The following is a 21975-nucleotide window of genomic DNA, read 5'->3' as shown; positions in this document are numbered from 1 at the left end:
CAACGGGGCCCGTCACGGTACCCCCGGTGTCCCCATGTCGGGTAGACAGTAGGCCGTGACCAGCATTTCGTACGACCGTGTCCCCGCCGCCGTGTGCCTCGACATGGACGGCACACTCGTCGACACCGAGCGGCTGTGGGACATCGCCGTCTACGAACTCGCCGAGTACCTGGGCCGACCCCTCGACGAGGCGACCCGCGAGCGGACCCTGGGCAACTCGCTTCCCGGGTTCTTCGCGATCCTGGGCGAGTACACCGGGCGGACCATCGAGGGCGCCGAGTTCGATCGACTGGCCCACCGGCTCAAATCACGGGTCACCGAGCTGATGCGGTCCGACATGCGGTGGCGACCGGGGGCCGAGGAGTTGCTGGAGGACCTCGCCTCGGTCAGCGCCCCGGTCGCCCTGGTGACCAACACGACCGCGGACGTCGCAGCGGTGCCACTGGAGTTCATCGACCGTTCGCGGTTCGATGTGGTGGTGACGGGGTGCATGGTGGCCGACCCCAAGCCGGCCCCCGACCCCTACCTGCTGGCCTGCACGCGGCTCGGGGTCGAGGCGACCACCGCAGTGGCGGTCGAGGACTCCGTCACCGGGGCCACCGCGGCGGTCGCCGCGGGGTGCCGGGTGCTCTACGTTCCGTCAACCGACGGACAGCCGGACGTGGTCGGGGCGCACACCCACCCGAGCCTCACGGGCGTGAGCGCGTCCGGTCTCGTCGCCCTCACCTCGGGCGCGCCCGTGGCGTCGGCTGTGGGACAATCGGGCGCGTGAAGACCTTCGACTCCCTGTTCGCCGAGCTGTCCGAGCGCATCGCCGCGCGACCCGAGGGCTCCGGCACCGTCGCCGCCTTCGACCAGGGCGTGCACCATCTCGGCAAGAAGGTCAACGAAGAGGCGGGCGAGGTGTGGATCGCCGCCGAGTACCAGTCGGACGAGGAACTGGCCGAGGAGATCTCGCAGCTCCTCTACTGGACCCAGGTCATGATGCTCAAGCGCGGACTCGGTCTCGAGGACGTCTACCGACATCTCTGACCGACACCCCGACCACCCCTCCCGCACCGAATCCTGGAGCCGCCATCATGCTGCGTGTCGCAGTGCCCAACAAGGGCGCCCTGTCCGAGTCCGCCTCCGAGATGCTCTCCGAGGCGGGGTACCGCCGACGCACTGAGGGCAGCAAGGACCTCACGCTGATCGACCGTGAGAACGACGTCGAGTTCTTCTTCCTGCGGCCCAAGGACATCGCAGTCTACGTGGGCTCCGGGCGCCTCGAGCTGGGGATCACCGGCCGAGATCTGAGTATGGACTCGATGGCGGAGGTCGACGAGCTCCTCGACCTGGGCTTCGGACACTCCACCTTCCGCTACGCCGGCCCGTCCGGCAGCGGGTGGACCACGGACCGTCTGGCGGGGGCCCGCATCGCCACCTCGTACCCCAACATCGTCCGCCGCGATCTCGAACAGCGGGGGATCGAAGCGGAGGTCATCCGGCTGGACGGCGCGGTGGAGATCTCCATCCAGCTCGGGGTGGCGGACTGCATCGCCGACGTGGTGGGTTCGGGTCGGACACTCAAGGTGCACGGCCTGGAGGCGTTCGGGGACGTCCTGTGCGACTCGATGGGTGTGCTGATCTCCCGTGCCGGCGACGAGACGACCCCGGCGATGGCACAAATGCGGGCCCGGCTTCAGGGCGTCGTGTTCGCCCAGCAGTACATGATGCTGGACTACGACTGCCCCAAGGAGCTCCTGGAGGCGGTCTCCGCGATCACCCCTGGCATCGAGTCACCCACCGTCTCCCCGATGGCCGACCCGGCGTGGGTGGCGGTCCGGTCGATGGTGCCCCGCAAGAAGGTCAACTCGATCATGGACGAGCTCGTCGCGGCCGGCGCCAAGGCGGTCATCGCCACGGACATCCGGTCCTGCCGCATGGGGTGACCTCCCCCGGGCCCGGTGGGGCGGTGCGGTGGCGTGCGGCACGCCTCGACGCCCTGCCGGGTCAGGCCCGCTCGACGAGTAATGCCTGAAGCGTGTGCCCGATGGCGCCCACCTCGTCGTACAGGGTCCCGGACGTGGCGCCGACGCCGTCGGGGCCGATCGACGCGTCCGCGGTGACGCCAATCCATTCGCCGACGGGCCGCCGGTGCAGGTGGGTGACCAGATCGGTGTTGAGGAACCGCCACTCGTCGGGTTCCAGAACGGCCCCGACGCCGTTCGCGATGTCGGCAACCGACATGACCCGTTCCGCCGGCGTCATCTCCTCCCCGGAGACCAAAGGGAGCGTGGGACGGGCCCAGACGACCCCGTCCTCCGCACCGCGGATCTCCAGCGAGTCGATGTAGCCACTGGTCCACCGGTCGAAGAAACCACTGTCGCGATCCACCTCCGGGAGCTCGCGTGGGCGGTCGGCCGACTGCTCGACCTCGGTGGTGTCACCGACGGCCATCCGCCAGGCACTCGCCCGGGCGACGATCCGGCCCCTCGCCTCCAGTTCCGCCTCCAGCAGCTGGATCCGGCGACCGGGACGGACGACGCGCGCACGGGTGCGGACCTCACCCAGCGGCACCGGGCCCAGCAGGTCCACTGTGACTCGGGCGATCCGCGTCGTCTCCGTCCGCTCGAGGCGGTCCATGGCACGGGTGAGGACGGCCGACGGCGGCGACCCGTGCTGCAGATCCGGTCCCCAGGCGCTCACCGTGTGCGGGGTCGCCCGGAAGACCTCCCAGCCGTCACGTGCGCCCAACGGCTCGAAGTAGGCCTGCGTCATCATGTGCTCCTCGGTCCTGCGTGTCCCGTCCCGGGCGTCTCCGGATCGAGAGGTATCACGCGGCGCCCCGGCCATCCCGGGTACTCCGGCGGGGTACCCCCGAACGCCGGGCACAACGCCTGGTGGTGACACCAGTCGCACAACCGGGAGGTGCGCGGGGGGAAGATCCCGTTCTCGCCCGCCCGCTCTATCTCCGCCCACAGCGAATCGAGCTGGGACTCGGTCTCCACGAGAGTGGCGAGATCGGGGGAGAGGGTGAGCCAGCTGCCGTTCCTGAGGTAGATCAGCTTGAGCTGAGCGGGCATCACCCCGTGGATCCGCTGGTACATCAGAGCGTAGAACCGCATCTGGAACATCGCCTGGTCCTGATAGCGCGGACGGGGCGGCCGACCGGTCTTGTAGTCGACCACCCTGACCTCACCGGTCGGCGCCACGTCGACCCGGTCCAGGTACCCGTGGAGCGGGGTACCGGACGCGGTGGAGGTGATGAGGTACTGCTCGCACGCTGCGGGGGAGAAGCGCCGGGGGTCCTCGACCCCGTAGAGCGCGGAGACCAACGCGGCGACCTCCGTCTGGAACTCCGCCCGGTCGGCGAGCGGCACCACCTCGGCGCCGCCGCCGACCGCGTAGAAGTGCTCCACCGCCGCGGGGACCAGCTCCGCGGCGCGCTCCGGGGCGCGCTCCGACTGCTCCAGTGCGTACAGATCCTCGAGTACCGAGTGGACGACGGTGCCCAGGACCTGGGCGCGGGTCTTCGGCTCCGGGATCCTGTCGATCGCCTTGAGCCGGTAGAGCAGCGGGCACTGCCGGAAGTCCGCCGCCCGCGACGCCGACAACGCCAGGGGCCTGCGCTCCGGCGGGGGCACGCCATCCGGAGCGGCCGGGGAGCCGGTGCGGCCGATTTCCAGGGGATCCGTCACACCTGGCAGGGTAGACAACCGGTCGGACAACCGGCCGCCGTCCCCTGGAGGTCCACTGTGCAGCGATCCGGCCCGTTCGTCATCGGCGACCGCGTCCAGCTCACCGACACCAAGGGACGCAAGTACACCGTCGTCCTGGTCGAGGGAGCCGAGTTCTTCACCCACCACGGCGCCGTCCGCCACGACGACCTGATCGGTACCCCGGAGGGGTCGATCGTCAGGTCGTCGGGGGATGCCGACTACCTGGCGCTACGTCCTCTGCTCACCGACTACGTCCTGTCGATGCCGCGGGGCGCCCAGGTCATCTACCCCAAGGACGCGGCACAGATCGTCCACGAGGGCGACGTGTTCCCCGGCGCACGTGTGCTCGAGGCCGGCGCGGGCTCCGGCGCCCTGACCTGTTCGCTGCTGCGCGCGGTGGGTCCCGAGGGCCGGGTGCTGTCGTACGAGATCCGCGAGGACCACGCCGAGCACGCCGAGCGCAACGTCCGGACCTTCTACGGCGAACACCCCGAGAACTGGGACCTGCGGGTCGCCGATCTGGCGGAGACGTCGGTCGAGGCGCTGGGCGGTCAGGTCGACCGCGTGGTGCTCGACATGCTCGCCCCGTGGGAGTGCCTGCCCACGGTGAGCGAGGTCCTGGTCCCCGGGGGGGTCCTGGTGGTGTACGTCGCCACCACCACCCAGATGTCGGACGTCGTGGAGGCGCTGAGGCGCCAGGAGTGCTGGACGGAACCCCGGGCGTGGGAGTCGATCAACCGCGGGTGGCACGTCGTGGGCCTGGCCGTCCGCCCCGAGCACCGCATCCAGGGACACACCGCGTTCCTGGTCACCGCCCGTCGACTCGCGGAGGGCGTGACCACGCTCAAGCCCAGGCGCCGGGCCGGCAAGCACTGATTTCGGCCCGAGGCCGCGCACTCACCCGCCTCTCACCCGGCCACTCACCCCGGCGATAGGGTGGGGGCGACGACGACGAGGGTGTCGTCCGAGAGTCGGAGGGCAGGTGATCGAGGTGACCGAGGGACGTTCCCCGGACGAGCGGGGCGGCGACAGCGTGACGCTGGACCGGGTCGAGCTCGCGCGGCTGCGCAGGGCGGTCGACGAGGGGGCCCGCACGGACCGCGAGAAGTCGGTCAAGATCGACGCCCTCGGCGCCCGCAACGTCAGGCTCGCCGAGCTCCTCAAGGACTCGCGTGATCAGCTGGAGGCCCTCAAGGGCGAGGTCGAGCGCCTCGGCACACCGCCCAGCACCTACGGGATCGTGCTGCAGGAACCGACGGACTCCGAGACCGCGGAGGTCATGGCCGCCGGTCGGCGGATGCGGCTCACACTCGCGCCCGGGGTCGACACCTCCGTCCTCTCGGCGGGGGCCACCGTCCGGCTCAACGAGGCCATGACCGTCATCGAGGCCTGCACCGGACTCCCGGTCACGGGCGTGACCGCCGTCTTCCGGGACGTCCTGGCCGACGGCGTGCGGGCCCGCGTGGTGATGGGCAACGACGAGGAGCACGTCGTCCATCTGGCGACCGGCCTGCGCGGCGGGCGGACCGCCGATCACCCGGCTCCGGTGCGCCCGGGCGACGCGGTCCTGGTGGACCCCAAGGCCGGCGTGGCGTTCGAGGTCGTGCCCAAGGCCGAGGTCGACGAGCTCCTGCTCGAGGAGATCCCGATGGTCGAGTACTCCGACATCGGCGGTCTCGGCCCCCAGATCGAGCAGATCCGCGACGCCATCGAACTGCCCTTCATCCATCACGACCTGTACCGCGAGTTCCATCTCTCCCCGCCCAAGGGCGTCCTCCTCTACGGCCCTCCCGGGTGCGGCAAGACCCTGATCGCCAAGGCGGTCGCGCACTCGCTGGCGCTGGCCTCCGCGAGGTCGCGGGGGGAGGACGTCGCCGACGGCCGGTACCCCAACTCGTACTTCCTCTCCATCAAGGGCCCGGAACTGCTCAACAAGTACGTGGGCGAGACCGAGCGGCACATCCGCTCGATCTTCGAGCGGGCGCGGGAGAAGGCGACCGAGGGCAACCCGGTGATCGTCTTCTTCGACGAGATGGACTCGATCTTCCGCACCCGCGGATCGGGCATCTCCTCGGACATGGAGACCACGATCGTCCCGCAGCTCCTCGCCGAGATCGACGGTGTGGAGGACCTGCGCAACGTCATCGTCATCGGCGCCTCCAACCGGGAGGACATGATCGACCCGGCGATCCTGCGCCCGGGGCGTCTCGATCTCAAGATCCGCATCGACCGGCCGGACGCCGACGCCGCGGCCGACATCCTGGCCAAGTACATCACCCCCGACCTCCGTTTCGACCCGGACGAGGTCGGTTCGACGGCTGGCGAGGAGCACGTCCGGGGTCTCATCTCGCGCATCGTCGACCGGCTCTACACCAGGGACGAGTCCACGACCTACGTGAACCTGGTCTACGCGTCGGGCCGCCGGTCGTCCCTGTACCTCGCGGACCTGACCTCCGGGGCGATGCTGCGCAACATCGTGGACCGGGCCAAGAAGCTCGCGATCAAGGACATCGTGCACGGCACCGGGCAGGGTCTGACGACCGACGACTTCCTCGACGCCGTCGACGCGGAGTTCGCGGAGAACACCGACCTGCCCAACACCTCCAACCCGCAGGAGTGGGCGCGTCTGACGGGCGTCCGCGGTGAACGCGTGGTCGAGGTCACCGTCCCGAGCCGGGAGGACGACCGGTGACCCCGCCCGTCCGGACCACGTCCGGCGAGAGCATGCGTGGCCGGGTGATCGGGACCGAGATCGAGTTCGGGATAGTCGCGGTTGGCCAGCCGCTGCTCAGTTCGGTGGTCACCTCGACCCAGGTGGTCAAGGCCTACACCGACCCGGGCGAGGGTTCCGGGGCGACCGACGGGACCCGCTGGGACTACGGGTCCGAATCACCCCTCCGCGACGCCCGGGGGTTCGATCTCGGCTCCGCCCGCGCCTACGACCCCAGCGAGTTCGGGGTGACCAACCGGGTACTGACCAACGGCGCACGCTTCTACGTCGACCACGCGCACCCCGAGTACTCGTCGCCCGAGGTCGACTCGCCGATCGACGCCGTGATCTGGGACAAGGCGGGGGAACGGATCATGCACCGGGCCGGCCGCGAGTCGTCCGCCGTCGAGGGCAACGCCGAGCTCAAGCTCTACAAGAACAACGTCGACGGCAAGGGCGCGTCCTACGGCGCCCACGAGAACTACCTCGTGCGTCGCGACGTCGACTTCGACGCCCTGACGATGAGCCTGGCGCCGCATCTGCTCTCCCGCCAGGTGTACTGCGGGGCCGGTCGCGTCGGCCTCGGCCAGTCCGGCGAGGAGGCGGGTTTCCAGCTCTCTCAGCGTGCCGACTACATCGAGGTCCTCACCGGACTCGAGACCACCCTGCGCCGCGGGATCATCAACACCCGCGACGAGCCGCACGCCCCGGATGAGACATGGCGGCGTCTCCACGTCATCATCGGCGACGCGACCATGTCCGAGCTGGCCACCTACCTCAAGATCGGCACCACCTGCCTCGTGCTCGACGCGATCGAGGCCGGAGTCGACTTCTCCGACCTGGTCCCGGTCGACCCGGTCGAGGCGGTGCACATCATCAGCCACGACCCGACCCTCACCGCCACCGTCGCCCTGCCCGACGGACGGGAGTTCACGGGAATCGCCCTCCAGCGGGAGATCCTCGGCCGCGTCTCCGCGCTCGTCGGGGGCGGCACCGGGCGTCCCGGGTGGGCCGTCGACGTACTGGCCGAGTGGCGGGAGATCCTCGACGCGCTCGAGCGGAATCCGATGTCGTGCGCCGACCGCCTCGACTGGCCGGCCAAACTCCGGCTCCTGGAGGGGTTCCGGACACGGGACTCGCTGGGATGGGACCACGCGCGACTCGCCCTGATCGACGTCCAGTACCACGACCTCGACCCGGACCGCGGACTCTACAACCGTCTGGTGAGCAAGGGGGCCATGCGCAGACTGGTCACCGAGGCCCAGGTGGAGGCCGCGGTCACGACCCCTCCCGAGTCCACGCGGGCCTGGGCCAGAGGCCGCTTCCTGGCCGAGCTCGGCGACCGCATCCACGCCGCGGGATGGGATCACGTCGTCGTCGTCGATTCCCGCGGCGACCACCGTCACGTCGACCTGGCCGACCCGTACACGGGGAACCGGGCCCACTGCGACGCCCACCCGGAATTCCTCAGCCCCGACGGCCCGCCGGTCCACTGAGAACCCCGCCACCCCGCCCACACCGACACAGGAGCGACCCACACCATGTCCCAGATCCAGAAGAACGCCGGCAGCGGAGGCGAGTCGGACGACGAGGCCGGACAGGTCGCCAAGACCGCCCAGACCTCGTCCGCCGATTCGCTCCTCGACGAGATCGACGACATCCTCGAGACCAACGCCGAGGAGTTCGTGAAGTCCTACGTCCAGAAGGGCGGGCAGTAGAGAGCCATGATCCGTCGCATCGTCGGGATCGAGACGGAGTTCGGGATCACCAGCGTCGGTGGCGAGGGCTCGCGATCGCTCGGGCCCGACGAGATCGCCCGGTACTTCTTCCGACCCGTCGTCGAGCGGTGGCGCAGTTCGAACGTGTTCCTCGAGAACGGGTCCCGCCTCTACCTGGACGTCGGGTCCCATCCCGAGTACGCGACCGCGGAGTGCGACGGTCTGGAACAGATCGTGGCCCACGACAGGGCGGGGGAGCGGATCATCGACGATCTCGCCGTCCGCGCCGAGCAGTCGCTCGCGGCCGAGGGGATCGATGCCAAGGTCTACCTGTTCAAGAACAACACCGATACGGTCGGGAACTCCTACGGCTCCCACGAGAACTACCTCCTGGACCGCTCGACCCAGGTGAGGAGCATGGCCACCACGTTGCTGCCGTTCCTGGTGAGCCGGCAGCTGATCTGCGGCGCGGGCAAGATCCTGCCCGGGACCCCGCCCGGGGTGGGCGTCGCCGAGGACGAGGGTCCGGCGTTCTGCTTCTCGCAACGCGCCGAACACATGTGGGACGGCGTCTCCTCGGCCACGACCCGTTCGCGGCCGCTCATCAACACCCGTGACGAGCCGCACGCGGACTCGACCCGGTTCAGGCGGATGCACGTGATCGTGGGCGACTCCAACATGATCGAGACCACGACGCTGCTCAAGATCGCCAGCACGCGGCTCGTGCTGGAGATGCTCGAGGCCGGTGTCGAGCTGCGTCCGATGGCGATCGCCCACCCGGTGCGCGCGATCAGGGAGATCAGCCGCGACCTCACCGGAACCCGGCCGGTCGGGCTCACCGACGGAACCACGATGACCGCCCTGGAGATCCAGCGGGAGTTCCTGGCCGCCGTCCACCGCCACCTCGGTCGCGGCGGGTGGGAGCGCGACGACCGCCCCGTCGTGGAGCGATGCGTGGCCCTGTGGGAACGGGTCCTCGATGCCGTCGAGTCCGGCGACCACGACGCGATCGCCGCCGACATCGACTGGGCCGCGAAGCTCCGGCTGATCCGACAGGTACAGGACCGGACCGGGGCCGACCTCGATCACCCCAGGCTCGCCCAGATCGACCTGACCTACCACGACATCCGACCGGGACGTGGGCTGCACTCGGTGCTCGAGCGCCGCGGCCTGGTCTCACGGGTCGTGGGCGACCCCGAGATCGAGAGGGCCCGGCACTCCGCGCCGGAGACCACCCGCGCGGCATTGCGAGGTCGCTTCATCTCCGCCGCCGCCGGGGCCGGGCGGGACTACACGGTGGACTGGGTGCACCTGAAGGTGGCCGACGGCACCCTGCCCACGGTCGCTCTCACCGACCCGTTCGCGGCCGAGGACCCGCGTGTCGACGACCTCATCGCCGGGCTCGGGCGATAGCGTCCTGCCCGTGTCCACCTCCAAGTCGCAACGACTGGTCAATCTCGTCATCTGCCTGCGGTCGACCAGCGCCTACCTGTCCGCGGGCGAGATCCGCAGGATGGTCCAGGGATACGACGACTGCGAGAACGAGGCCGCCTACCTGAGGATGTTCGAACGGGACAAACGGGAACTCCGCGATGTCGGCGTCCCCCTCGAGCAGGGAGCCTCACTCGCGCCGGGGTCCCCGGCCGGGTACCGGATCCCCGCCCGGGGCTACGAGCTCCCGGAGATCACCCTCACCCCAGAACAGGCCGGTGTGTTGGCCGTGGCCTCGGAGGTCTGGCGCGAGGGGGAGCGGGCCGCACGGGCGGATGGCGCGCTGGCCAAGCTCACCGCCGCGGGGATCGACCCCGTCCACGACGCCGGCGCGACCGTGTCGGTGGAGGACCCGGCCGAACTCGCCGCCGCCGCGATCGTCGCGGAGGCGGTCGCGGAGAGCCGACTCCTCACGTTCGCACACACCCCTGCCGGGGCCACCGAGCCGAGCGCCCGGAGGATCGAACCGTGGTGGACCGGTTCCCGGCACGGACACTGGTACGTGGTCGGACACGACCTCGACCGCGGCGAGCCCCGCACGTTCCGCCTGGTGCGCGTCTCTGACGTGCGGGTGGGTCAGGCCCGCCGGACTGTCCCGGTCCCGCCGACGACCGACGTGCTCGCACTGCTCGACGACGCCATCTCCCGCCTGAACCCGGCCGTGGAGGCCACGGTGTGGGCGGCGGACGGCCACGCCGCCGAGCTCCGGGCGATGGCCCGCGGTTCCGAGCCCGCGACCCGGTTCGGTCGTGCCGGTATCGACCTGGAGGTGAGTGCCCCCCTGGGCGAACTGTCGTCGATGGTCGCCTCCCAGGGCGCTGACGCCGTCGCCCTCCGACCCGCCGAGCTCCGCGTCCGGGTCGTGACCATCCTCACCGCGGCGCAGGAGGCCGTCCGATGACCCCCCGTACCGTCCCACTGGCGACGCTGCTCAGCGTGGTCCCCTACTTCCACTCCCGGGGAGCCGTGCCCGTGGCCGACGCCGCGCGGGACCTCGGCATGTCGGACAAGCAGCTCCGGGACGCCCTGTGGCAACTGTGGTCCTGCGGGCTTCCCGGGTACGGCCCGGGTGACCTCATCGACCTGGCGTTCTCGTCCGAGGACCTCGACGACGCCGAGCTGGTCGAGGTGACGTTCACCGCCGGGATCGACCGGCCCGTACGTCTCACCGCCGCCGAGGCCGTCACACTGGAGACCGGACTCGCGATCTTCCTGGATCATCCCGAGGTGGTCGACCAGACCGCCCTGCGCGATCTGCTGCAGACCCTCCGGACCGCGGCGGGGGTCGAGTCGGGTGCCGGGGGACGCGGCGTGGACGCCCCCCGTCCGGAGACCACTACCCCGGATGCCGATGTGGTGCGCACCGCGGTCCACGACGGACGCGCGCTGCGATTCGTCTACCACTCAGCCAGCTCGGATACCTCCACCACCCGGGTGGTCGATCCCGCTCGCCTCTCGGTGTCCGACGGCCACTCCTACGTCCACGGCGTCGACCGCGGGACGGGGCAGTGGAGGACGTTTCGCACCGATCGGATGAGCGGGGTGGAGGAGGTCGGACCGCGAAGGGCTCTCGGACCGGAACCCCAGGACGACGGCGAGGGGGGCGTCCTCCTCGAGCGGGCCGTCGTCCCCTCGGCGGCGGCGTGGTTCCTCGACGAGTTCGGCTTCCGCGACGTCATCCGGCGCCCGGACGGTGATCTGGACGTCTCGATCGCCTATCACGACCGGGCGTGGCTGGTCAGATTCCTGCTCGGACACGCCGACGTCGTGACGCCGTCGGACCCCGCACTGGCCGCGGAGATCGCCGCCCGCGCGACCGCGGGGCTCGCGCTCTATCAGGCAGGCGACGACTCGAAATCGTCGACGTGAATTCGTGGTGAACCCGCTGGTCACCGCGTTCGCAGACGAGGACCGCGGCAACGCCTGTCGGCCGGGGTGCGTTAGCATGGGCGTGTTGTCACACAAACGGAGGTTGACATGGGTGCGTTGAGCATCTGGCACTGGCTCATCGTCCTCGCGGTGGTGCTGCTTCTCTTCGGTTCCAAGAAGCTCCCCGACGCCGCGCGCGGTCTCGGCCGGTCGATGCGGATCTTCAAGTCGGAGATCAAGGAGATGCAGAACGACGACAAGCCGGCCGAGCCGGAGGCGCTCACGCAGGCCGGTCAGCCGACCGCGGCGCAGTACGTCCAGCCGCAGGCGCATCCCCAGCAGGCCCAGCCCCAGGCACAGGGATACCCGCAGGCCCCGCAGCAGCCGTACCAGCAGCCACAGGGCCAGCAGCCGGGTCAGGCCCAGCAGCCGTACCAGCAACCCCAGCCCCAGCAGCCGTACCAGCAGCCGCAGGGTCAGCAGCCGCAGCAGCCCGGCCAGCCCCAGCAGCCCTTCGATCCCACCGCGCCGTACGACGGCGGCACCAGCCCCCAGCGGTAGTAGGCAACCTCACCGATGACGCAGAGCGGACCGGAGAAGACCGGCGCCACCCCCAGGGGCGGCGCCGGTCGGCTGCTGTCCAAGCGCAGGCGCCGGCCTCGGAACCCCGACGGCACGATGCCCCTCATCGAGCACATCTACGAGTTGCGCACGAGGCTGCTCATCGCCCTCGCGGCGATCGTGGTGACGCTGGGCTTCGGGTTCTGGTGGTACGGCAGCGGATTCTTCGGAGTCCCCTCGCTCGGTGAGATCCTCACCGGACCGTACTGCGACATCCCACCCGGCGCCCGCCTGCAGCTCGGTGACTCGGGGGACCAGTGCCGTCTCCTCGCCACCGGCCCCTTTGAGCAGTTCATGCTGCGTCTCAAGGTGGCCGCGACCGCCGGCATCGTGCTGGCCAGCCCGGTCTGGCTCTACCAGTTGTGGGCCTTCATCACCCCCGGACTGCACAAGAACGAGAAGCGCTACGGGATCGCCTTCACGTTCCTCGCCGCCGTCCTGTTCATCGGCGGGGCGGTCCTGGCCTACATCGTCATCGTCTTCGCCCTCGAGTTCCTGCTCTCCATCGGCGACAATGTCCAGACCACCGCCCTCTCCGGTACGCAGTACTTCACCTTCCTCATCCAGCTGATCCTGATCTTCGGGGTGAGCTTCGAGATCCCGCTGCTTATCGCGATGCTCAACGTCGCCGGTGTGCTCCGGTACGAGGTGCTCGCCAGGTCCCGCCGCGGGATCATCATGGGGATCTTCGTCTTCGCCGCCGTCGCCTCGCCCGGGCAGGACCCGTTCTCCATGCTGGCCCTCGCCGGGGCCGTGTGCATCTTGGTGGAGATGTCCATCCAGTTCGCCCGGATCCACGACAAGCGCAAGAGCAGGAACCGCGAGGAGTGGCTCGAGGTCGACGACGAGTCCGCGTCGCCGCTGGGTCCGTCCGAGCGCCTCGACGGCTCCGGTGCGGTCCGGTCCACCGGGCCGCTGTCCGCACCCGAGCCACTCGGTGGTGCACGGCCCCTCCAGGCGCCGTCGGGTGGGGCGATGTATGACGACACGCTCTGAGCCCCACGACCCGGGCATCATGCTCGAGTCGTTCCTGCAGACGGAGGGGTTCGACCCGGACCCGTTCCAGCTGGAGGCGTTCACCGCGCTCGACGCCGGCCGCAATCTGCTCGTCTCGGCGCCCACCGGGTCGGGCAAGACCCTCATCGGGGAGTACGCGGCCCACCGGGCGTTGTCCGGCGGCGGCAGGTGCTTCTACACCACGCCCGTCAAGGCGCTGAGCAATCAGAAATTCCGTCAGTTCCGTCACTGGTTCGGGCCCGAGAACGTGGGGCTGCTCACCGGGGACCACTCGATCGACGCCGATGCCCCGGTGGTGGTGATGACCACCGAGGTCCTCCGGAACATGATCTACTCCGGGTCCTCCGCCCTGCACGATCTGGACTGTGTGGTCATGGACGAGATCCACTACCTGGGTGATCGGTCACGAGGGGTGGTGTGGGAGGAGATCATCCTCACCCTCGATCCGGCGGTTCGGCTGGTGGGCCTGTCGGCGACGCTGAGCAACACCGGCGAGCTGGGGGACTGGATCAGCGAGATCCGGGGGGACACCGCCGTGGTGCTCTCCGAGCTGAGGCCCGTTCCGCTCGCACATATGCTCTACACCGACGGGGACCTGATCCCGGTCCGCGCGGCGGCCGATCAACGGCGACGCACCCGCGGCGGATATCACGACGAGCGGGTCGCGTCCCGGCCCAGAGCGCAATGGGCGCGGCGCCAGGACGTCATCGAGAAGCTCGACGACGACCACCTGCTGCCCGCGATCTACTTCGTGTTCTCACGGGCAGGTTGCGACGGGGCGGTCTCGCAGATGCGGCGGGCCCGGTTGCGGCTGACCACGGGGGAGGAGTCCCGGCGGATCGCCTCACACGTCGACGCCGCGTGCGCACAGGTGCCCCGACACGACCTGGACGCGCTCGACTTCACCGCTTTCAGGGCCGGACTGATCAGTGGCATCGCCGCCCACCACGCGGGGATGCTGCCGCTGTTCCGGACCATCGTGGAGGAGCTGTTCTCGGCAGGTCTGATCAAGGTGGTGTTCGCCACCGAGACCCTCGCCCTGGGAATCCACATGCCGGCCCGCGCCGTCGTCCTGGAGAAGACCACCAAGTTCAACGGCGACACCCACGCCATGCTCACCTCCGCGGAGTACTCGCAGATCACCGGCCGTGCCGGCAGGCGGGGGATCGACACCAAGGGCACCGCGGTGGTGCTGGACCAACCGGACCTCGACCTGGACGCACTGTCCGCACTGGTCGACACCCCACGATTCCCACTGCGCAGTGCGTTCACCCCCGACTACTCCATGGCCGTCAACCTCGTGGAGCAACTCGGCGTGGCGGAGGCCACCTCGCTGATCGGCAGGTCGTTCGCGCAGTTCCAGACCGATCGCACGCTGGTGTCCCGGTCCCGGGCGGTGGAACGCAGGACGGATGAGCGGGACCGGATCCGGGCCGATCTGGAGGACGCCGGTGGGGACCGGGAGCTCGACGAGTACATGTTGCTCCGCGCGGACCTCGGCCGGCTGGAGAAGTCCACCGAGAAGGCGACCCGGGACGACCGGCTGGACTCCGTCCGTGCGGCGATGCTCAAGCAGACCGCGGGTTCGGTGATCACCGTGGGCCGTAAACGGTTCGGCATGGTCGCCACCGTGCTGCAGGTCCGCACAGACATCCCCGCCGACCCGGCGCTGCTGTGCCTGACCGACACCGGTTGGACCGGCTGGCTGCGCCAGCAGGATTTCGCGGCTCCCCCCGTCCCGGTGGGGAGGGTCGACCTGCCCCGGGGCCGACGCAAGCTTGACGGGAGGGCCAAGCGGGCGCTGGTGCAGCGGATGGAGGGGCTCCGCGGTAAGGCCCGGGGTCGGATGAAGAACGCCGGCGGCAAGCCCGTCCGCAAGGACCCGCGGATCGCCGCGGCGCGCCGCGCCGTGCGCCAGCACCCCCTCCACGAGGACCCGCGGACCGAGAGGCTGGCACGTCTCCACGAACGCTGGGCCCGGGCAGCGGCGGAAGTGGCTGAGCTCACCGCCGAGGTGGAATCCGACTCCGACTCCCTGGCCCGCCGTTTCCGGAGGATCGTCGGGTTGCTCGACCACCTGGGTTACCTGGAGGACCGCGAGGGCGAGATCCGCGCCACGGACGCCGGCCGTCTGCTCGCGGGTGTGCACACCGAGCAGGACCTGTTCGTGGCCGAGTGTCTCCGACGCGGTGTGTGGGCCGGGCTGGACCCGGCCGGTCTGGCGGCGGTGATCGCCACCGTCGTGGCCCACCCCCGGAGTGATGCGGTGGTCCGCGAACCCTCCGACGAACTCCTGCGCGCCGCCCTCGCCGAGACCGAACTCGTCGCCGCCGACGTCGCCGCGACCGAGAAGGCCCACCAGCTGCCCTCGACCCCCGATCTCGACGCGGGGCTCGCACCGGTCCTGCACCACTGGGTGTCCGGCGGCGCGCTGTCGTCGATCCTCGCCGCCTCGTGGCAGGAGGGAGTGGAACTCACCGCCGGGGACTTCGTGCGCTCGGCGCGGCTCGTCGTGGACGTCCTGGCCCAGGTCGGTCAGGTCGCCGAACCCGATCTCGCGCGGACGGCACGATCGGCCGTGGGGTCCCTGCGTCGCGGGGTCGTACTCGACCACACGGTCTGACCCCCGTCCCGCACTCCCTCCATCGCGCAGTCGCGCTATCCCTTCAACCGGAAGAGCGTTCCGAACACATCGGTCGAGAAGAGGGTGTGCGGAACACTCTTGTCGATGCCGGCGCGGGAGATGACCGGCGCGGGAGTACAGAGGACCGGCGACGGTTCTCAGGCCGGATCCAGCACCGAGGCCGCCTTCTCCAGACGGCCGATCGCACGCGCCTGTCCCGTGGACTCACCGAGGGCGTCCAGCCGCGCGCGGTCCACGTGTCCTCGCCGGCCGTCGGCATCACCGGTGAACTCGAGCTCGAACCCGCGCCCCCGCAACCGCACCACCCCGCGGGCGGCGGTCAGATAGTCGGCGGCCTCGAGCACCGCCTTCCGCTGCCGGGTGGTCAGACCCGACCCCTCGTCCTCGGCGGCCTGCACGATGCCGTCGAGGCCCCCGTACTCCCGCACGAGGGATGCCGCGGTCTTGGTGCCGATCCCCGCCACCCCCGGCAGGCCATCGGAGGCGTCACCGACGAGCACCGCGTAGTCGGCGTACACGCGCGCGTCATCGCCGACGGGCAGATCGAAGCGCTCCGCGACGACCTCAGGGGTGTACGCGAGACGCTTCTTCATCCCCGCCCCCACGTACACGACCGTGGTGCTCGCCGACGCCAGCTGGAACAGGTCGCGGTCGCCGGTCACCACCAGCACCTCGCGATCGCGAGCGGCCAGTTCCGCCAGGACGTCGTCGGCTTCGGCGTCGGCCGCGGACGCCTGCGTGATACCGACCGCGGTGAGGACCTCCCGTATCGCACCGACCTGCGGGTGGAGTGAGGCGGGCGCGTCCTCCCCACCGTCGTCCCCGACACGGTGGGCCTTGTACGACGGCAACAACTCGACGCGCCAGCCGGGGCGCCACTCGCGGTCCAGGGCCGCGACCAGTCCGGCCGGCGAGTACTCCTCGAGCAGCACCGACACCATGTCGCAGAATCCACGCACGGCGTTGGCCGGTGCGCCGTCGGGTCCGGTGATCTTCTCCGGTACCGAGTGGAACGCACGGAACCACAGGCCGGCACTGTCGAGAACCATGAGCGGGCCCTGGGACACCGCGCCTCCTCGGGTCGAGTGTGGGCCGGGGATCGACCCGGCGTCAGAATAGTCCTCCCCGTGGGCGAGCGAGGTGACAGTGATCCGCCGGGAACGGACGGCGGGGCGCCCTGATCCGCCGGGAACGGACGGCGGGGCGTCCTCGTGGCCCGACGACCTAGGGTGGGGGGCATGAGCACCGGCCCCTCGGACATCCACGCCCGGCGACTGACCGCGGTGCGCGATCGCGCGCGCGGGCTCGGGATCGACCACGTGGTGGTGTACTCGGGTGAGGACATGGACTACCTCACCGGCGAACGCATGGATTCCCACGAGCGGCTCACCGCCCTCGTCGTACCCGTCGGGGACGGAACGCCCCTCCTCGTGCTCCCGGCGCTGGAACTCACCGGCGTCACCCGCCGGGCGGCCGCCCGGGTGGGCGCGGAGATCCATCCCTGGGCGGACGGCACGGACGCGGTCCCCCTGGTCGCGGGCACGGTGTGGGGCCGGATCGCCGTGTCGACCGCGCTGCCCGCGCTCCATCTCGTCCCGCTCCAGATGGGCGTCGACGGCGAGGTGATCCTGGCCTCGGAGGTGATCGACCACGTGCGGTCCGTCAAGACGCCGCACGAACTCGATGAACTCGCCGAGGCCGCCCGTCGCATCGACGCGGTCCACGCACGGATGGGCGAGTTCCTCGAGGTGGGTCGTACCGAGGCTCAGGTGGGTGAGCTGATCTCCGCCGCGATCGTGCAGGAGGGGCTCACCCACGCCGAATTCGTGATCGTCGGCTCGGGACCCAACGGCGCCGACCCGCACCACGGGGTCTCCGACCGCGTCATCGAGCCGGGGGACATCGTCGTGGTGGACATCGGCGGGCCAGTCGAGAGCGGGTACCACTCGGATTGCACCCGCACGTACTCGATGGGGGCGCCCGACCCCGGGATCGCCGAGGCGTACGCAGCCCTGGAGGAGGCGCAGCGTCTGGCCCGGGAGGCGGTGCGCCCGGGCGTCGCGATCGGCGAGGTCGACGCCGCGGCCCGCGAACACCTCGCGGCCGCGGGACTCGGGGAGCTGTTCATCCACCGCACCGGGCACGGGATCGGTCTGGGGCTGCACGAACCGCCGTTCGTCGCGCCCGGTGCCGACACCGTGCTGGCGGAGGGCATGGCCTTCTCCCTCGAGCCCGGGATCTACACGGCGGGCGGGTGGGGCGCCCGTCTCGAGGACATCGTCGCGGTGACGGCGGACGGCCGCCGCGACCTCAACACCGGTGATCGGGGTCTCCGGGTCCTCTAGCCCACTCCGGAACCGGTGAACATCTGGGCAGAACCCAGGACCCGGTCCACCTCGATCGCCACCACGACGCGCTCGGGATTCGGCTTCGGTTCCCGGTAGCGCAACCCGTATCGACGCTCGCCCTCGCGGACCGAGGCCTCGTCGGTGAGCAGCCGCGCCTGCCCCTCGAAGGTCAACCAGCGGCCGCGGTCGACGTGGGAGACCGCTGCCCGCCCGCCGCGCGCGGCGTTGCGCGCCTTCTGCGATCCCCGCCGGGTGATCACGCGGGCCAGCCCCGACTCGGGGTCGATGGTGAAGCCCACCGCCACCACGTGCGGTGAACCGTCGCGGCGGAGGGTGGTGAGCGTGCCCAGGTGGTACTCGGCGAGGAACTCGTGGGCGTCGGGGGAGAGGTCTGCCAGTGTGCGGGACATAGCGGCGAGCCTGCCACAGCGAGCCGACGCGGACCGGAACGACGTGCGTGGGACAATTCCCTCATGTCCACCCCCGCAGTCCCCTCGCCCCGGCGCGCACCGGGTGGCGAGGTCGTCGTGATCTTCGGTGGCCGGAGCGAGATCGGTCTGGCCGTGGCCCGGCGTCTCGCGGACGGACGCACGGTCGTCCTCGCCACCCGCCCCGGCCGAGACGTCTCCGCGCTGGCAGCCCCGCTCACGGCGGCCGGGGCGGTGGCCGTCGAGATCATGGACTTCGATGCCGACGACCTCGACTCGCACGCCCGGGTCGTGGAGGACGTCGAATCGCGCATCGGTGAGATCTCGATCGCCGTGCTGGCGTTCGGGATCCTGGGCGATCAGGAGGTGGCCGAGAGGGACGCGGCGGCCGCGGCCGGGATCCTGCACACCGACTTCGTGGCCCAGGCCGCCCTGCTCACGGTTCTGGCGGAGCGGATGAAACCCCGGGGTCGCGGGGTACTGGTGGCGTTCTCGTCTGTCGCCGGGCAACGGGTCAGGCGGGCGAACTACGTGTACGGCTCCGCCAAGGCCGGTCTCGACGGGTTCGCGTCGGGGATGGCCGACGCCCTCCACGGCACGGGCGTGACGCTGGTGATCCCCCGCCCGGGGTTCGTGATCGGCCGGATGACCGAGGGGATGGACCCCGCCCCGTTCTCCTCCACTCCCGATCAGGTGGCCGACGCGGTGGTCGACTGCGTGCGGGCCCGTCGGGCCGGGGTGGTGTGGATCCCGTGGCAGCTGCGGGTGATGTTCGCCGTGGCCCGTCTCGTGCCGCAGCCGCTGTGGCGACGGATGCCGCGGTGAACGCCCCCGCCGCGGAGGACAACGCGCGGTGACCGCCCGATACATCGGCGTCGGGCCCGGTGCCGCGGATCTGCTCACCGTCCGCGCGTCCGGGATCCTCGCCCGCTGCGGGACCTGTTTGTTCGAGGGCGGCCCCGGGATCCGGGAGGTGCTCGCCCTCTGCCCGCCGACGGCCCGACTCGTGGACACGGCCGGGATGCCCCTCGCGGACGTCATCGCCGAGATCCGGTCGGCGTGCGAGCGGGGCGACCGGGTCGTCCGGCTCATCCCGGGGGATCCCGCGTCGTCCTTCGAGGTGGGCCGGGAACTCCGCGCACTCGAGGCGGCGGGGATCGGGTGGCGGATCGTCCCCGGTGTCCCCGTGTTCGCCGCGGCGGCCGCCGCTGTCGGTGTCGACCTGTCCACACCCGGAGGAACGGGATCGGTCCACATCACCGGATCGGTCCACATCACCCCGGTGGGCGACCAGCCCCGGCCGGCCCCGTCCGGCGGGGACCCGGAGTCACCCCTTCTGACCGGGCACCCGGACCTCACCGTGGTGCCCCACGTGGGCGCCCCGCAGCTCGCCGAGGTGATCCGGGGACTCGTCCCGGTGCACGGAGCCGGGTGCCCCGCCGGGGTCGTGATGTCCGCGGGTCGAGAGGACGAGACCACGGTCATCGGGACGCTCGCGGACATCACCGACCGCCTGGCGGGAACCGATCTCCCGGCGGACATGGTCGTGATCGTGGGACGGACCCTCGGGCACCGCGAGGACGACGACGGATCCGTGGCCGACCGCGGACCGGCCCCGGTGGCGAGCCGGTCGTCCGAACCCACTCCTGCATCGGTGTCGCGGTCCGTCGTGGCGACAACCGCCCGGATGCCCTCGGACACCCCGGGACGGATCCTCGTCCTGGGCGGGACCGGCGAGGCCCGCGGGCTCGCCGACCTCATGGTGACGGCGGGGCTCGACGTGGTGACCGCTCTGTCCGGCGCGACGTCCCGCCCGCGGTTGCCCCGGGGAGAGGTTCGGATCGGGGGGTTCGGTGGGGCCGAGGGCCTGGCCCACTGGCTCCGCGAGAACGACGTCAGCGCGGTCATCGACGCGACCGACCCGTTCGCCACCCGGATCTCGGCCTCAGCGACCAGCGCCGCCCGCGCCACCGGAATCCCCCTGCTCCGGGTGCATCGCCCGCCGTGGACACCGGAGGACGGGGACCACTGGATCCGCGTCACCGACACGGGGGAAGCCGCACGGCTGGTCCGGCAGCGTTTCCGGCGACCGATGCTCACTGTCGGACGACGGGGCCCGACCGCCTTCGCGGGCGACACCCGGGGGTCCTACCTGATCCGTTGCGCCGAACCGCCACCCGGTCCGCTCCCGCACCGCTACCTGCTCGTGTTGGACCGGGGGCCGTTCGGAGTCGAGTCCGAGCGGACCATCATGTCCCGACACCGGATCGACGTCCTGGTCACCCGCAACAGCGGAGGCCAGGCGTCGGTCGCCAAGCTCCATGCCGCGCGCGATCTGCGGATCCCGATCGTGATGGTGGACCGGCCGGCCGGCGCACAGCCCGACCCGGTCGGGCCAGGCGACTCCGGCCCTCTCGTTGACACCGTGAACTCCGTCGATGACGCGGCCCGCTGGCTGGTCCGTCGCTTCGGCTCACGCTGACCCGGTCACCCAGGGCGACGAGGCGTCGAAGACCATCCCCATCGGCGCCAGGACCCGCACGACCTGCTCGGCCATGTCCTCGGTGAGTTCGTGGAGTCCGATGACCCGGTCCGCGGAGACCGTGCTCGGGCGGTCGACAGCGCCCAGGAACTCGGCCAGTCGCGCCGGGACGACGCCGTGGGGTACCACCGCGAGGAGGCTCACGAGCCCGTCGATGGTGTCGACCCACCCCACGGGGGGCACCTCTACCGCGGTAGTGGCGACGGGGCGGGGGGAGGGCGTCGGGTGTGCATCGGCGACGACGACGAGGTGGTCCGGAGCGTCCGGGTCGCCGATACCCCTCACCGCGTCCGGGCTCCGGAGGAGCGCGTCGGCGATATCCGCCAGGACCCGCGGGGCGTCGGTCGCCGCGATCTCCGACCCCTCCTGCTGTCCGGGGAGGTGCACCCGGACGGACCCGTCGGGGCCCCCGCCGACCACCGCGAGGTCGGGCGCGTGGGCCAGGACGTCCCCGGAACCGTCGTCGAGGCCCACCAGCAGCGGACGACGCGGCACGGGCGGGCCGGTACGCCCGAGCAACTCCTCACACAGACCCTCGGCCAGGTCGGCCAGGTCGTGATGGCCGTGGAGACGCCCGGCCATGGGCGAGGCGATGACGTGGGGGAGGCGCCGGTCCCCGACGATCGGGGACAGCCCGGCCGAGACGAGCTCGGACCGGGACAGCGGCTCACCGCCGGCTCGCCTGACCAGTACGCCGCCCTTGGGGGCGAGCCCGATGTCACCGCCGTGCTCGGCCGCCACGCCCGCCAGGGTCGTCCAGTCGGTGGGACGCAGCCGGCCGCCCGGGAAGCGGGCGACGGTATCGGGGGGAGAGTCGGTCATGGGGTGCCAGCTTAGGCGCCGGGCAGGTGGGGGACCGGACCCCCGTCCATCGACTCAGGGATAA

At 71.0% G+C, this 21975-nt stretch carries 21 protein-coding genes; 16 read left to right on the top strand and 5 right to left on the bottom strand.

Annotation, left to right across the window (positions count from 1 at the left end; all coding sequences use genetic code 11):
• Positions 1 to 55: 55 nt before the first annotated feature.
• Genes ABIE38_RS04275 through hisG form a run of 3 tightly spaced genes read left to right on the top strand, consistent with a single transcriptional unit; the run spans position 56 to position 1931 of the window.
• Positions 56 to 772, top strand: a complete 717-nt coding sequence (locus ABIE38_RS04275; RefSeq protein ID WP_354054183.1) for an HAD family hydrolase — start codon at positions 56 to 58, stop codon at positions 770 to 772.
• Positions 769 to 1032, top strand: a complete 264-nt coding sequence (locus ABIE38_RS04270; RefSeq protein WP_354054182.1) for a phosphoribosyl-ATP diphosphatase — start codon at positions 769 to 771, stop codon at positions 1030 to 1032. The genes ABIE38_RS04275 and ABIE38_RS04270 overlap by 4 nt, the downstream gene beginning before the upstream one ends.
• A 47-nt stretch (positions 1033 to 1079) precedes the next feature.
• A complete protein-coding gene (gene hisG, locus ABIE38_RS04265; RefSeq protein WP_354054181.1) occupies positions 1080 to 1931 on the top strand; it encodes an ATP phosphoribosyltransferase in 852 nt (283 codons plus the stop codon).
• Between the two features lie 61 nt (positions 1932 to 1992).
• Here the strand turns inward: hisG and ABIE38_RS04260 are convergent, their stop codons facing one another.
• Together ABIE38_RS04260 and ABIE38_RS04255 are read right to left on the bottom strand one after the other, a co-directional pair.
• On the bottom strand, positions 1993 to 2760 hold the full coding sequence (locus ABIE38_RS04260; RefSeq protein WP_354054180.1) for a thioesterase family protein: 768 nt from the start codon (positions 2758 to 2760) through the stop codon (positions 1993 to 1995).
• Positions 2760 to 3680, bottom strand: a complete 921-nt coding sequence (locus tag ABIE38_RS04255; protein WP_354054179.1) for a RecB family exonuclease — start codon at positions 3678 to 3680, stop codon at positions 2760 to 2762. The genes ABIE38_RS04260 and ABIE38_RS04255 overlap by 1 nt, the downstream gene beginning before the upstream one ends.
• Before the next feature lie 57 nt (positions 3681 to 3737).
• Between ABIE38_RS04255 and ABIE38_RS04250 the strand changes: the two genes are divergently transcribed.
• From ABIE38_RS04250 to ABIE38_RS04205, 10 genes are all read left to right on the top strand, one after another.
• Positions 3738 to 4577 (top strand): tRNA (adenine-N1)-methyltransferase, encoded by an 840-nt coding sequence (locus ABIE38_RS04250; RefSeq protein ID WP_354054178.1) that lies wholly within the window; start codon positions 3738 to 3740, stop codon positions 4575 to 4577.
• Positions 4578 to 4692: 115 nt separating this feature from the next.
• Positions 4693 to 6393, top strand: a complete 1701-nt coding sequence (gene arc / locus ABIE38_RS04245; RefSeq protein WP_354054177.1) for a proteasome ATPase — start codon at positions 4693 to 4695, stop codon at positions 6391 to 6393.
• Between the two features lie 32 nt (positions 6394 to 6425).
• On the top strand, positions 6426 to 7907 hold the full coding sequence (dop, locus tag ABIE38_RS04240; RefSeq protein ID WP_354054758.1) for a depupylase/deamidase Dop: 1482 nt from the start codon (positions 6426 to 6428) through the stop codon (positions 7905 to 7907).
• 45 nt (positions 7908 to 7952) lie between these two features.
• Entirely contained in the window at positions 7953 to 8129 is a 177-nt protein-coding gene (locus tag ABIE38_RS04235) for a ubiquitin-like protein Pup (RefSeq protein WP_354054176.1), read from the top strand.
• A gap of 6 nt (positions 8130 to 8135) precedes the next feature.
• Positions 8136 to 9542, top strand: a complete 1407-nt coding sequence (gene pafA / locus ABIE38_RS04230) for a Pup--protein ligase (protein ID WP_354054175.1) — start codon at positions 8136 to 8138, stop codon at positions 9540 to 9542.
• Positions 9543 to 9552: 10 nt separating this feature from the next.
• Positions 9553 to 10521, top strand: coding sequence for a helix-turn-helix transcriptional regulator (locus ABIE38_RS04225; protein ID WP_354054174.1), 969 nt, complete (start codon positions 9553 to 9555; stop codon positions 10519 to 10521).
• Positions 10518 to 11489: a helix-turn-helix transcriptional regulator gene (locus ABIE38_RS04220; RefSeq protein ID WP_354054173.1), complete on the top strand. Its 972-nt coding sequence runs from the start codon at positions 10518 to 10520 to the stop codon at positions 11487 to 11489. Before ABIE38_RS04225 ends, ABIE38_RS04220 begins: the two co-directional genes overlap by 4 nt.
• A gap of 108 nt (positions 11490 to 11597) precedes the next feature.
• On the top strand, positions 11598 to 12050 hold the full coding sequence (gene tatA, locus ABIE38_RS04215; RefSeq protein WP_354054172.1) for a Sec-independent protein translocase subunit TatA: 453 nt from the start codon (positions 11598 to 11600) through the stop codon (positions 12048 to 12050).
• A gap of 15 nt (positions 12051 to 12065) precedes the next feature.
• Positions 12066 to 13106: a twin-arginine translocase subunit TatC gene (gene tatC, locus ABIE38_RS04210; RefSeq protein ID WP_179525260.1), complete on the top strand. Its 1041-nt coding sequence runs from the start codon at positions 12066 to 12068 to the stop codon at positions 13104 to 13106.
• A complete protein-coding gene (locus ABIE38_RS04205; RefSeq protein WP_354054171.1) occupies positions 13090 to 15750 on the top strand; it encodes a DEAD/DEAH box helicase in 2661 nt (886 codons plus the stop codon). The genes tatC and ABIE38_RS04205 overlap by 17 nt, the downstream gene beginning before the upstream one ends.
• A 158-nt stretch (positions 15751 to 15908) precedes the next feature.
• Here the strand turns inward: ABIE38_RS04205 and ABIE38_RS04200 are convergent, their stop codons facing one another.
• A complete protein-coding gene (locus tag ABIE38_RS04200) occupies positions 15909 to 16838 on the bottom strand; it encodes a 5'-3' exonuclease (RefSeq protein WP_354054170.1) in 930 nt (309 codons plus the stop codon).
• A gap of 171 nt (positions 16839 to 17009) precedes the next feature.
• Here ABIE38_RS04200 and ABIE38_RS04195 point away from each other — a divergent pair, with 171 nt between their 5' ends.
• Positions 17010 to 18116, top strand: a complete 1107-nt coding sequence (locus ABIE38_RS04195) for a M24 family metallopeptidase (RefSeq protein WP_354054169.1) — start codon at positions 17010 to 17012, stop codon at positions 18114 to 18116.
• On the opposite strand, the gene ABIE38_RS04190 is transcribed toward ABIE38_RS04195, so the two are convergent.
• Positions 18113 to 18529, bottom strand: a complete 417-nt coding sequence (locus ABIE38_RS04190; RefSeq protein WP_354054168.1) for a pyridoxamine 5'-phosphate oxidase family protein — start codon at positions 18527 to 18529, stop codon at positions 18113 to 18115. The genes ABIE38_RS04195 and ABIE38_RS04190 overlap by 4 nt on opposite strands.
• A 63-nt stretch (positions 18530 to 18592) precedes the next feature.
• Here ABIE38_RS04190 and dprE2 point away from each other — a divergent pair, with 63 nt between their 5' ends.
• Both dprE2 and ABIE38_RS04180 read left to right on the top strand, forming a co-directional pair.
• Positions 18593 to 19372 carry a decaprenylphospho-beta-D-erythro-pentofuranosid-2-ulose 2-reductase gene (gene dprE2 / locus ABIE38_RS04185; protein WP_354054167.1) on the top strand — a complete coding sequence of 260 codons (780 nt, stop codon included), beginning with the start codon at positions 18593 to 18595 and terminating at the stop codon, positions 19370 to 19372.
• A 28-nt stretch (positions 19373 to 19400) separates the two neighbouring features.
• Complete coding sequence (locus tag ABIE38_RS04180; RefSeq protein ID WP_354054166.1) at positions 19401 to 21029, top strand: cobalt-precorrin-6A reductase; 1629 nt, start codon at positions 19401 to 19403, stop codon at positions 21027 to 21029.
• Here the strand turns inward: ABIE38_RS04180 and ABIE38_RS04175 are convergent.
• Complete coding sequence (locus tag ABIE38_RS04175; RefSeq protein WP_354054165.1) at positions 21021 to 21911, bottom strand: hypothetical protein; 891 nt, start codon at positions 21909 to 21911, stop codon at positions 21021 to 21023. The genes ABIE38_RS04180 and ABIE38_RS04175 overlap by 9 nt on opposite strands.
• Between the last annotated feature and the right edge of the window lie 64 nt (positions 21912 to 21975).

It is taken from the genome of Dietzia sp. 2505, assembly GCF_040546785.1.
Classification (GTDB): Bacteria; Actinomycetota; Actinomycetes; order Mycobacteriales; family Mycobacteriaceae; genus Dietzia.
This window is presented reverse-complemented; position numbering and strand designations above follow the sequence as displayed.

Bases quoted from the DNA above. Each gene is read 5' to 3' on its own strand.
- hisG (WP_354054181.1), top strand. From the start codon at position 1,080: ATGCTGCGTGTCGCAGTGCCCAACAAGGGCGCCCTGTCCGAGTCCGCC.
- ABIE38_RS04260 (WP_354054180.1), bottom strand. From the start codon at position 2,760: ATGACGCAGGCCTACTTCGAGCCGTTGGGCGCACGTGACGGCTGGGAG.
- dop (WP_354054758.1), top strand. From the start codon at position 6,426: ATGCGTGGCCGGGTGATCGGGACCGAGATCGAGTTCGGGATAGTCGCG.
- ABIE38_RS04235 (WP_354054176.1), top strand. From the start codon at position 7,953: ATGTCCCAGATCCAGAAGAACGCCGGCAGCGGAGGCGAGTCGGACGAC.
- pafA (WP_354054175.1), top strand. From the start codon at position 8,136: ATGATCCGTCGCATCGTCGGGATCGAGACGGAGTTCGGGATCACCAGC.
- ABIE38_RS04220 (WP_354054173.1), top strand. From the start codon at position 10,518: ATGACCCCCCGTACCGTCCCACTGGCGACGCTGCTCAGCGTGGTCCCC.
- tatA (WP_354054172.1), top strand. From the start codon at position 11,598: ATGGGTGCGTTGAGCATCTGGCACTGGCTCATCGTCCTCGCGGTGGTG.
- tatC (WP_179525260.1), top strand. From the start codon at position 12,066: ATGACGCAGAGCGGACCGGAGAAGACCGGCGCCACCCCCAGGGGCGGC.
- ABIE38_RS04205 (WP_354054171.1), top strand. From the start codon at position 13,090: ATGACGACACGCTCTGAGCCCCACGACCCGGGCATCATGCTCGAGTCG.
- ABIE38_RS04195 (WP_354054169.1), top strand. From the start codon at position 17,010: ATGAGCACCGGCCCCTCGGACATCCACGCCCGGCGACTGACCGCGGTG.
- ABIE38_RS04190 (WP_354054168.1), bottom strand. From the start codon at position 18,529: ATGTCCCGCACACTGGCAGACCTCTCCCCCGACGCCCACGAGTTCCTC.
- dprE2 (WP_354054167.1), top strand. From the start codon at position 18,593: ATGTCCACCCCCGCAGTCCCCTCGCCCCGGCGCGCACCGGGTGGCGAG.
- ABIE38_RS04175 (WP_354054165.1), bottom strand. From the start codon at position 21,911: ATGACCGACTCTCCCCCCGATACCGTCGCCCGCTTCCCGGGCGGCCGG.